Origin of the sequence: Streptomyces pseudogriseolus (assembly GCA_002154585.1) — a bacterium.
Taxonomy (GTDB): domain Bacteria; phylum Actinomycetota; class Actinomycetes; order Streptomycetales; family Streptomycetaceae; genus Streptomyces; species Streptomyces pseudogriseolus.
Window position 1 is genome coordinate 1 of sequence record MUNG01000149.1, and the last position, 10,192, is coordinate 10,192.

Consider the following 10,192-nt stretch of genomic DNA (forward strand, 5'->3'; position numbering starts at 1 on the left):
GTACGGCGTCGGGGCCCTCGGTGACCAGGATGCGCACCGCCTCCTCGTCGCACAGGCCCGCGCCGGCGACCAGGGTGTCGTCGAGGTGCTGCTCGGGGGTGTCGCCCTCGCCGAGGGCCCCGACGCCGTACGGCGGCTCATCGCGACCGGCGCGCGGTTCGACGCGTCCACCGACGGCGACCTGGAACTCACCCGCGAGGGCGGCCACCACCGCCGCCGCATCGCCCACGCGGGCGGCGACGCCACCGGCGCGGAGATCTCCCGCGCCCTGGTCGAGGCGGTCCGCGCCCGCGGGCTGCGCACCGTCGAGAACGCGCTCGTCCTCGACCTGCTCACCGACGCCGAGGGCCGCACCGCCGGCGTCACCCTGCATGTCATGGGCGAGGGCCAGCACGACGGCGTGGGCGCGGTGCACGCGCCCGCCGTGGTCCTCGCCACCGGCGGCATGGGCCAGGTGTTCTCCGCGACCACCAACCCGGCCGTCTCCACCGGCGACGGCGTCGCCCTCGCGCTGCGCGCGGGCGCCGAGGTGAGCGACCTGGAGTTCGTCCAGTTCCACCCCACGGTGCTGTTCCTCGGCGCGGACGCGGAGGGCCAGCAGCCGCTGGTCTCCGAGGCGGTGCGCGGCGAGGGCGCCCACCTGGTGGACGCCGACGGCGTGCGCTTCATGCTCGGGCAGCACGAGCTGGCCGAGCTGGCCCCGCGCGACATCGTCGCTAAGGGCATCATGCGCCGCATGCGGGAGAACGACACCGAGCACATGTACCTCGACGCCCGGCACTTCGGCGCCGAGATGTGGGAGCACCGCTTCCCGACGATCCTGGCCGCCTGCCGCGCCCACGGCATCGACCCGGTCACCGAGCCCGTCCCCGTCGCCCCCGCCGCGCACTACGCCTCCGGCGGCGTCCGCACCGACTCCCACGGCCGCACCACGGTGCCCGGCCTGTACGCGTGCGGCGAGGTCGCCTGCACCGGCGTGCACGGCGCCAACCGGCTCGCGTCCAACTCGCTTCTCGAAGGCCTCGTCTACGCCGAGCGCATCGCCGCCGACATCGTCCGCACCGGCCTCCACGCGCGCGTGCCACAGCCGCTGCCCACCTCGCAGCGCCCCGCGCACCCGCTGCTCCCGCCGGAGGCGCGCTTCGCCGTCCAGCGGATCATGACCCGCGGCGCGGGCGTGCTGCGCTCCGAGGCGTCCCTGGCCGAGGCCGCCGACCGCCTGCACCGGCTGCACGCCGACGCGCGCGACGCCCTCGACGAGAACGGCAAGACCGCCGAGCCGGGCGTCGACACCTGGGAGGCCACCAACCTGCTGTGCGTCGCCCGTGTCCTGGTGGCCGCGGCTCGGCAGCGCGAGGAGACCCGCGGCTGCCACTGGCGCGAGGACCGTCCCGAGCGCGACGACACGGCGTGGCGCCGCCACATCGTCGTACGGCTGAATCCCGACCGATCGCTGGCGGTGCGCACCACCGACACCACAGACTTCCCCCCGACCCTCCCCCAGGCCCAGGAGCAGTGACAGCAGTGACCACCCCCGACCTTCCCCTCGTCTCCTCCTCCGGCGGCTGCGGCGACGGCTGTGCCTGCGGCGCCGGCGAGGAGGACGCCTATCTGGAGTGCGGGCTCGACCCCGCGCTCGCCCAGCTCCTGGCCGACGCGGGGCTCGACCCCGTCGAGGTCGAGGACATCGCCAACGTGGCCCTCCAGGAGGACCTCGCCCACGGCGTGGATGTGACCACGGTCGCGACCATCCCCGAGGACGCCGTCGCCACCGCCGACTTCACCGCCCGCGAGGCGGGCACGGTGGCCGGCCTGCGGGTCGCCGAGGCGGTCCTGTCGATCGTGTGCACCGATGAGTTCGAGGTCGAGCGGCACGTGGAGGACGGCGACCGGGTGACGGCCGGCCAGGTGCTGCTGTCGGTCACCACCCGCACCCGCGACCTCCTCACCGCCGAGCGCAGCGCCCTGAACCTGCTGTGCCGGCTCTCCGGCATCGCGACGGCCACGCGCGCGTGGGCGGACGCGCTGGAGGGCACGAGGACGAAGGTGCGCGACACGCGCAAGACCACGCCGGGGCTGCGCAGCCTGGAGAAGTTCGCCGTGCGCTGCGGCGGCGGCGTCAACCACCGCATGTCCCTCTCGGACGCGGCGCTGGTCAAGGACAACCACGTGGTGGCCGCCGGCGGCGTCGCGCAGGCCTTCAAGGCCGTCCGCGAGCGCTTCCCCGACGTCCCGATCGAGGTGGAGGTCGACACCCTGCACCAGCTTCGCGAGGTGCTGGACGCGGGCGCCGACCTGATCCTGCTGGACAACTTCACGCCCGGCGAGTGCGAGGAGGCCGTCGCCCTCGTCGACGGCCGCGCCGCGCTGGAGGCTTCCGGCCGCCTCACCCTGGCGGGCGCGAAGGCGTACGCCGACACGGGCGTCGACTACCTCGCGGTGGGCGCCCTGACCCACTCCTCGCCGATCCTCGACATCGGCCTCGACCTGCGCGCCGCGGAGTAGGACGGGCCATGCTGCTGACCATCGACGTGGGCAACACGCACACCGTCCTCGGGCTGTTCGACGGCGACGAGATCGTCGAGCACTGGCGCATCTCCACGGACGCGCGACGCACGGCGGACGAGCTGGCCGTGCTCCTCCAGGGCCTGATGGGCACGCACCCGCTGCTGGGCGAGGAGCTGGGCGACGGCATCGACGGTATTGCCATCTGCGCCACCGTCCCCTCCGTGCTGCACGAACTCCGCGAGGTCACCCGCCGCTACTACGGCGACGTCCCCGCGGTGCTCGTGGAGCCGGGCGTGAAGACGGGCGTGCCGATCCAGTTCGACAACCCCAAGGAGGTCGGCGCCGACCGCATCATCAACGCGGTCGCCGCCAACGAGCTGTACGGCGGGCCGGCGATCGTCGTCGACTTCGGCACGGCGACGACGTTCGACGCGGTCTCCGCGCGCGGGGAGTACGTCGGCGGGGTCATCGCGCCCGGCATCGAGATCTCGGTGGAGGCGCTCGGGGTCAAGGCGGCCCAGCTGCGCAAGATCGAGGTGGCCCGGCCGCGCACGGTGATCGGCAAGAACACGGTGGCGGCGATGCAGTCGGGGATCGTGTACGGGTTCGCCGGGCAGGTCGACGGGGTCGTCAACCGCATGGCGCGGGAGCTGGCGGAGGATCCTGACGACGTGACCGTCATCGCGACGGGAGGGCTGGCGCCGATGGTGTTGGGGGAGGCGGCGGTGATCGACGAGCATGAGCCGTGGCTGACGTTGATCGGGCTTCGGCTGGTGTATGAGCGGAACGTGTCGCGTATGTGAGGGGGTCTCCCCCCGGGCGGGTGTGGACAGGGGGCCTGGGCCGGGCAGTGACCCGGGTCTCGCCACCGTTTGCGCAGTTCCCCGCGCCCCTTGAGGGTGTTGCAGTTGCCCGTCGTGTTCGCCAGGGCGCGTTCGCGGCCAGGTGGGTGTTGGGGTGCGCCACACCCTGTCCTGTATGCCGTGTTTGTCTGATTAGCGCGTATCGTCGGCGCATGCCCACGCCCTACGGATCCCGCGGCGGCCTGGCGTTCGGTGCGGAGGAGCTGCGTGTGCTCCGCCGCGCCCTCGCCCTCGCCCTGCACCCCAGCCCGGTCACGGCCGACGACGTCCAGGACTGCCTGCGCCTCGCCGCGTCCCTCGACGAGGCGACGCGCGAGAGCGCCCGGCTGCGCGCCTTCCTGGTGGCCGATCTCGGCCGCTACCGCGCCGCCCTCCCCGGCACCGCCGCCGGCTATCTCGCGCTGCTCGAGGAGGCGCTGGGCGCCGGATACCGGCCCCAGCCGGACGATCTGGCCGCCCTGCGCGCCCTGCGCGGCAACCCCACCGCCGCCGCCCTGCTGCGGCACTGCGAGCGCGTCCGCCTGACCGCCCTGCCCGGGGGCCTGTCCGCGGCGGGCCAGGAGCAGGAGCGGGAGCGGGAGGAGGGGGAGGAGAAGCCCGAGGAGCGGCCCTCCGCGCCGAACCCGGGACCGAGCCCCGCGCCGGGCACCCCCCGTCCGGCCCGGCGGCCCGTGCCCACGCCCGGCGAGGTCTTCCCCCGGCGCAAACCCGCGACGCCCCCGCCGGACCAGCACCTGGCCGCCGGCTGACCCGTCCGGCTGGCTACCCTGGACGCATGGACTACGTCTCCGCGCTCCTGCCCCCGGTCGTCATGGCCGTCTTCTTCATCGGCGTGATCCGCGTCATCGTGAAGACGCAGGGCGGCGCCAACAAGACCAAGGAGGACGCCGCCGTCGACGCGGCCCTCGCCCGGGCGGACGGCGCGCCCGCCGGCAAGACCGACGCCTGACCGGGACCACCCCGGCCCCTCAGGGGCGTACGACCCGCGGTCGTACGCCCCTTTTGTCATGCTTCGCCGGGTATCGCGCACGTCCGGCACGCCATTGCCGGGATCTCCCACTATTGTTCTGAGTTGTGCCTCGCCCATTGGGAGAACTCGAAGACGCGGTCATGACGCGGGTCTGGAAGTGGAACCGGCCGGTGACCGTTCGGGAAGTCCTGGAAGATCTCCAGAAGGAACGGTCCATCGCGTACACCACGGTGATGACCGTTTTGGACAATCTCCATCAGAAGGGCTGGGTGCGACGCGAGTCCGAAGGGCGCGCCTATCGATATGAGGCCGTCTCCACCCGCGCCGCCTACGCCGCCGCCCTCATGAACGAGGCGTGGTCGCGGAGTGACAACGCCGCCGCGGCTCTCGTCGCGTTCTTCGGCATGATGAGCGAGGAACAGCGGCAGGCTCTCCAGGACGCCGTGCGCATCGTCCAGCTGCCGCAAACCGCCGGCGGCGACACCGGCAACACGGGCTCCGCCGAGGACGAGAACCCCGCCTCTCGCGACGAGCCCGGCGGGCGATAGCGTCCGTCCATGTCAGCAGACAGCCCCGAAGTCACCGCGAATGCCCTCACCGTGCGGCGGGCCCGCACCAGCGATGTGCCGGCCGTACGCCGCCTGCTCGACGTCTACGTCCGCGAGGGCATCCTGCTCGACAAAGCCACGGTGACGCTTTACGAGGACATCCAGGAGTTCTGGGTGGCGGAACGGGACGACAACGCGGAGGTCGTCGGCTGCGGCGCCCTGCACGTGATGTGGGAAGACCTCGCGGAAGTGCGCACTCTCGCCGTGAAGCCGGGCCTGAAGGGGGCCGGCGTGGGCCACCGCGTGCTGGAGAAGTTGCTGCAGACGGCCCGCTGGCTCGGTGTTCGGCGCGTATTCTGCCTGACCTTCGAAGTGGACTTCTTCGCCAAGCACGGCTTCGTGGAGATCGGTGAGACGCCCGTCGACCGCGATGTGTACGCGGAGTTGCTGCGCTCCTATGACGAGGGTGTCGCGGAGTTCCTGGGTCTCGAACGCGTGAAACCGAACACCTTGGGCAACAGCCGGATGCTTCTGCATCTGTGATCTGTGTCAGGACCCCTATGCGGGGCCCTATGTCCGAAACGCGCATGTTTCCGGGGTGCGCGCGCCCCCCTGCCCTTCGCCGGGGGTTTGTGTTTTTACGGCAAAAGCGGTTTGCTTTCCGAGGTACTGCAGTACTGCATATAACAAGGGGCGGCGATACGGCGGACGCCGGCTCACCCCGGCCCACAAGTTATCGATGAAAGGAAATCCGGTGGCACAGAAGGTTCAGGTCCTTCTTGTCGACGACCTCGACGGCGGCGAGGCGGACGAGACCGTGACGTTCGCGTTGGACGGCAAGACCTACGAGATCGACCTCACCACCGCCAACGCGGAGAAGCTCCGCGACCTTCTCGAGCCTTACGTGAAGGGCGGTCGTCGTACCGGGGGCCGTTCCTCGGGCGGGCGCGGAAAGACGCGTTCCTCCTCGGGCGGCAGCCAGGACACCGCGGCCATCCGCGCCTGGGCCAAGGAGAACGGTTACGAGGTGAACGACCGCGGCCGCGTCCCCGCGTCCATCCGCGAGGCCTACGAGAAGGCGAACGGCTGATCCAGGCCGTGCACGGCGGCGCCCGCACCGGAGCGCCGCAGGCGCACGCGGTGGATCTGCGTCGCCAGGGTGTTGACCAGTCGCACGAGGTCCGGGGGGCCGTCACCGTCCCCTCGCGGGCTTCTCGTGCCCATCGCCGACAGCGTCGGCAGCGAGGTCTCCGCCTCGCGACCCGGCTCGGGGGGCCGCAGCCATACGGCGGCCCCCTGCGAACCGTCACGACCGTGCGGGCCCTCCTCGCCGGGCCGCCCGGCGTCCGGGCGCCCGCGCGGCAGGCCGGCCCCGGCGGCCGTCCCTCCGGTCCACGGTGCGGGGGCGTCCATGCGGCAGCCCTCGCCGAGCGCCCACAGGTCGAGCCCGAGACCGCCCCACTCCAGCCACTCCAGCAGGCCCGGCAGCTCGTCCGCGCCGCCCGCGGCGACCAGCAGCCGCATCCGGCCCCTCTGGAGGGCCACCGGGAAGCCCGTCGCGGCCCCGCCCAGCCGCTCCAGCGCCGCGTGCCCCGCCTCCGCGGGCACATCCAGGACGTCGAAGCGCACGCCCACCACCAGCCGCGGCGGAACGCCGGGCACCGTGGGCCATCCCAGGACGTTCTCGTACCAGAGGCGCGTCCGGTCGCCGTGACGCCCCTCGCCCCCCTCGCGGGCGGACGCGTCCGGCCGGCGGGGCGACGGGAGGGCGGCGGAGCGGGTACCGGCCATGCCCGGGGCAACGCACGCCGGACAATCGGGGTTACGCTGGGTGTCTGATCGTGCGCGCAGAGTGTCGAACACGGGGGCGCGCGGGGGTGCCGGAGGGCGCAAGGTTGTTCGCCCGTAGCGGAGGGAACCCGTGCACTCGGCATGGACTGTCAGTAGCAGCGGGTAAGACATCCCTAGTGGGAGGGGGCGACACGCAGGGCGGAACGGCTCCCGTTCGCCACGGGCGTACTGGCGAAGGGGGTAACTGCCTGGCCTGCGGGAACATCGTCTCGCACCATCGGGTTGGAGCAGATGTCGGCGTGAGCGGGGTCAGGAGGCCATCGACGGTGTCGGCAGTTGGAATGAGCGGTCCCCGCTTGCGGGACTAAGCTGCGGAAGGACAGGGAGGGGAAGTTCCCCCCACTGCCTGACCGCTCTGAGGAGCGATTAACGATGTTCGAGAGGTTCACCGACCGCGCGCGGCGGGTTGTCGTCCTGGCTCAGGAAGAAGCCCGGATGCTCAACCACAACTACATCGGCACCGAGCACATCCTCCTGGGCCTGATCCACGAGGGTGAGGGTGTCGCCGCCAAGGCCCTTGAGAGCCTCGGGATTTCGCTCGAGGCGGTCCGCCAGCAGGTGGAGGAGATCATCGGGCAGGGCCAGCAGGCCCCGTCGGGTCACATCCCCTTCACCCCCCGTGCCAAGAAGGTCCTGGAGCTGTCGCTCCGCGAGGCCCTTCAGCTGGGCCACAACTACATCGGCACGGAGCACATCCTGCTCGGCCTGATCCGTGAGGGCGAGGGCGTCGCCGCCCAGGTCCTGGTCAAGCTGGGCGCTGATCTGAACCGCGTGCGGCAGCAGGTGATCCAGCTGCTCTCCGGTTACCAGGGCAAGGAGACCGCCACCGCCGGCGGTCCTGCGGAGGGCACGCCTTCCACGTCCCTGGTCCTCGACCAGTTCGGCCGGAACCTCACCCAGGCCGCTCGTGAGTCCAAGCTCGACCCGGTCATCGGGCGCGAGAAGGAGATCGAGCGGGTCATGCAGGTGCTGTCCCGCCGTACCAAGAACAACCCGGTGCTGATCGGTGAGCCCGGCGTCGGCAAGACCGCCGTCGTCGAGGGCCTCGCCCAGGCCATCGTCAAGGGCGAGGTGCCCGAGACCCTCAAGGACAAGCACCTCTACACCCTGGACCTCGGCGCCCTGGTGGCCGGCTCCCGCTACCGCGGTGACTTCGAGGAGCGCCTGAAGAAGGTGCTCAAGGAGATCCGCACCCGCGGCGACATCATCCTGTTCATCGACGAGCTGCACACGCTGGTCGGTGCGGGCGCCGCCGAGGGCGCGATCGACGCGGCGAGCATCCTCAAGCCGATGCTGGCCCGCGGCGAGCTCCAGACCATCGGTGCGACCACGCTGGACGAGTACCGCAAGCACCTGGAGAAGGACGCGGCCCTCGAGCGCCGCTTCCAGCCCATCCAGGTCGCCGAGCCGTCCCTGCCGCACACGATCGAGATCCTCAAGGGCCTGCGCGACCGCTACGAGGCGCACCACCGCGTCTCCATCACGGACGAGGCGCTGGTCCAGGCCGCCACCCTGGCCGACCGCTACATCTCGGACCGCTTCCTGCCGGACAAGGCGATCGACCTGATCGACGAGGCCGGCTCCCGGATGCGCATCCGCCGGATGACCGCGCCGCCGGACCTGCGCGAGTTCGACGAGAAGATCGCCGGCGTCCGCCGCGACAAGGAGTCCGCGATCGACTCGCAGGACTTCGAGAAGGCCGCCTCGCTGCGCGACAAGGAGAAGCAGCTCCTGGCCGCCAAGGCGAAGCGCGAGAAGGAGTGGAAGGCCGGCGACATGGACGTCGTCGCCGAGGTCGACGGCGAGCTGATCGCCGAGGTCCTCGCGACCGCCACCGGCATCCCGGTCTTCAAGCTGACCGAGGAGGAGTCCAGCCGCCTGCTCCGCATGGAGGAGGAGCTGCACAAGCGGGTCATCGGCCAGGACGACGCCGTGAAGGCGCTGTCCAAGGCGATCCGCCGTACGCGCGCCGGTCTGAAGGACCCGAAGCGTCCGGGTGGCTCGTTCATCTTCGCCGGCCCGTCCGGTGTCGGTAAGACCGAGCTGTCCAAGGCGCTCGCGGAGTTCCTCTTCGGCGACGAGGACGCGCTGATCTCCCTCGACATGTCGGAGTTCAGCGAGAAGCACACGGTGTCGCGTCTCTTCGGTTCGCCCCCCGGTTACGTGGGCTACGAGGAGGGCGGCCAGCTGACGGAGAAGGTGCGCCGCAAGCCGTTCTCGGTCGTCCTGTTCGACGAGGTCGAGAAGGCCCACCCGGACATCTTCAACTCGCTGCTGCAGATTCTGGAGGACGGTCGCCTGACCGACTCCCAGGGCCGGGTCGTGGACTTCAAGAACACGGTCATCATCATGACGACCAACCTCGGCACCCGGGACATCTCCAAGGGCTTCAACCTGGGCTTCGCCGCCGCGGGCGACACGAAGACCAACTACGAGCGCATGAAGAACAAGGTCTCGGACGAGCTCAAGCAGCACTTCCGGCCCGAGTTCCTCAACCGCGTCGACGACGTGGTGGTCTTCCCGCAGCTGACCCAGGGCGACATCCTGCGGATCGTCGACCTGATGATCGGCAAGGTGGACGAGCGCCTGAAGGACCGGGACATGGGCATCGAGCTCTCCCAGTCCGCCAAGGAGCTGCTGTCCAAGAAGGGCTACGACCCCGTGCTGGGCGCCCGGCCGCTGCGCCGGACCATCCAGCGGGAGATCGAGGACTCGCTGTCGGAGAAGATCCTCTTCGGCGAGCTGCGTCCCGGTCACATCGTCGTCGTGGACACCGAGGGCGAGGGCGAGAGCCAGACCTTCACCTTCCGCGGCGAGGAGAAGTCGGCCCTGCCCGACGTCCCGCCGATCGAGCAGGCGGCCGGCGGCGCCGGTCCGAACCTGAGCAAGGACGCGTAAGCGCCCTGCCTCACGGCCTGTGAAAGGGGCCGGCACCCGCGAGGGTGCCGGCCCTTTTCGTGTGCCCGGGGGCGGTCAGGACAGCTGGCCGTCGTAGTCCGGGAGCTTGAAGGTGCGCTCGGCGTGGCCGCCGGAGAGGTCGGTGGCGCTGTTGCCGATGTTGGCGATGATCGTGTAGCCCTTGCGCTCGATGTCGACGCGCTGGGCGGTCTTGTACTCGGCGACATTCCTGAAGAGGTCCAGGAAGCCGCGGACGTACAGGCCGGAGGACTCGTAGCCGGCGTGGTCGAGGTTCCACTCTGTGGGCGCCTCGATGATGCCGGGGCGGGCCGTGACGAAGAACAGGTCGACGCCGCGTTCCTCGGCGTACCGTGCGACCTGAAGGACCGGGTCGTTGGCGGGCTGCGGGAAGGAGAAGCCGAAGTCGGTCTCCAGGGCGGTGTTGTCGATGTCGAGGACGATCGCCTGCTTCTCGCCCGGCCGGGCGTCCGCGATGCGCTGCCGCACATAGGGCAGGGCCTGGTCCATGACGGCCTGGCAGTCGCGCTGCCAGG

11 protein-coding genes are annotated in these 10,192 nt (G+C 71.1%); 9 read left to right on the plus strand and 2 right to left on the minus strand.

Annotated elements, in window-relative coordinates:
* From CCN29_RS15150 to CCN29_RS15185, 8 genes are all read left to right on the plus strand, one after another.
* Positions 1-1,519, plus strand: a 1,519-nt coding sequence (locus CCN29_RS15150; RefSeq protein WP_442538382.1) for an L-aspartate oxidase, incomplete at its 5' end; no start/stop codon positions are given.
* Positions 1,520-1,524: 5 nt separating this feature from the next.
* Positions 1,525-2,505 (plus strand): carboxylating nicotinate-nucleotide diphosphorylase, encoded by a 981-nt coding sequence (gene nadC / locus CCN29_RS15155; RefSeq protein WP_031062669.1) that lies wholly within the window; start codon positions 1,525-1,527, stop codon positions 2,503-2,505.
* Between the two features lie 8 nt (positions 2,506-2,513).
* The gene (locus CCN29_RS15160; protein ID WP_006129610.1) at positions 2,514-3,311 is read left to right on the plus strand and encodes a type III pantothenate kinase; all 798 of its coding nucleotides are present in this window, start codon (positions 2,514-2,516) and stop codon (positions 3,309-3,311) included.
* Between the two features lie 212 nt (positions 3,312-3,523).
* Positions 3,524-4,120, plus strand: coding sequence for a hypothetical protein (locus tag CCN29_RS15165; protein WP_031020121.1), 597 nt, complete (start codon positions 3,524-3,526; stop codon positions 4,118-4,120).
* Between the two features lie 26 nt (positions 4,121-4,146).
* Positions 4,147-4,320: a hypothetical protein gene (locus CCN29_RS15170; RefSeq protein ID WP_006129608.1), complete on the plus strand. Its 174-nt coding sequence runs from the start codon at positions 4,147-4,149 to the stop codon at positions 4,318-4,320.
* Positions 4,321-4,481: 161 nt separating this feature from the next.
* The gene (locus CCN29_RS15175) at positions 4,482-4,889 is read left to right on the plus strand and encodes a BlaI/MecI/CopY family transcriptional regulator (protein ID WP_031020124.1); all 408 of its coding nucleotides are present in this window, start codon (positions 4,482-4,484) and stop codon (positions 4,887-4,889) included.
* Positions 4,890-4,898: 9 nt separating this feature from the next.
* Positions 4,899-5,432: an amino-acid N-acetyltransferase gene (locus CCN29_RS15180; protein WP_006129606.1), complete on the plus strand. Its 534-nt coding sequence runs from the start codon at positions 4,899-4,901 to the stop codon at positions 5,430-5,432.
* 211 nt (positions 5,433-5,643) lie between these two features.
* Positions 5,644-5,979, plus strand: a complete 336-nt coding sequence (locus CCN29_RS15185) for a histone-like nucleoid-structuring protein Lsr2 (RefSeq protein WP_006129605.1) — start codon at positions 5,644-5,646, stop codon at positions 5,977-5,979.
* On the opposite strand, the gene CCN29_RS15190 is transcribed toward CCN29_RS15185, so the two are convergent.
* Positions 5,958-6,680 carry an SCO3374 family protein gene (locus tag CCN29_RS15190; protein WP_006129604.1) on the minus strand — a complete coding sequence of 241 codons (723 nt, stop codon included), beginning with the start codon at positions 6,678-6,680 and terminating at the stop codon, positions 5,958-5,960. The genes CCN29_RS15185 and CCN29_RS15190 overlap by 22 nt on opposite strands.
* Positions 6,681-7,112: 432 nt before the next feature.
* Between CCN29_RS15190 and CCN29_RS15200 the strand changes: the two genes are divergently transcribed.
* The gene (locus tag CCN29_RS15200; RefSeq protein WP_006129603.1) at positions 7,113-9,638 is read left to right on the plus strand and encodes an ATP-dependent Clp protease ATP-binding subunit; all 2,526 of its coding nucleotides are present in this window, start codon (positions 7,113-7,115) and stop codon (positions 9,636-9,638) included.
* A gap of 75 nt (positions 9,639-9,713) precedes the next feature.
* On the opposite strand, the gene CCN29_RS15205 is transcribed toward CCN29_RS15200, so the two are convergent.
* Positions 9,714-10,192, minus strand: a 479-nt coding sequence (locus tag CCN29_RS15205) for an HAD family acid phosphatase (protein WP_086682442.1), incomplete at its 5' end; no start/stop codon positions are given.

Coding starts and splice junctions, on each gene's coding strand:
- CCN29_RS15160 (WP_006129610.1), top strand. CDS start 2,514: ATGCTGCTGACCATCGACGTGGGCAACACGCACACCGTCCTCGGGCTG.
- CCN29_RS15165 (WP_031020121.1), top strand. CDS start 3,524: ATGCCCACGCCCTACGGATCCCGCGGCGGCCTGGCGTTCGGTGCGGAG.
- CCN29_RS15170 (WP_006129608.1), top strand. CDS start 4,147: ATGGACTACGTCTCCGCGCTCCTGCCCCCGGTCGTCATGGCCGTCTTC.
- CCN29_RS15175 (WP_031020124.1), top strand. CDS start 4,482: ATGACGCGGGTCTGGAAGTGGAACCGGCCGGTGACCGTTCGGGAAGTC.
- CCN29_RS15180 (WP_006129606.1), top strand. CDS start 4,899: ATGTCAGCAGACAGCCCCGAAGTCACCGCGAATGCCCTCACCGTGCGG.
- CCN29_RS15190 (WP_006129604.1), bottom strand. CDS start 6,680: ATGGCCGGTACCCGCTCCGCCGCCCTCCCGTCGCCCCGCCGGCCGGAC.
- CCN29_RS15200 (WP_006129603.1), top strand. CDS start 7,113: ATGTTCGAGAGGTTCACCGACCGCGCGCGGCGGGTTGTCGTCCTGGCT.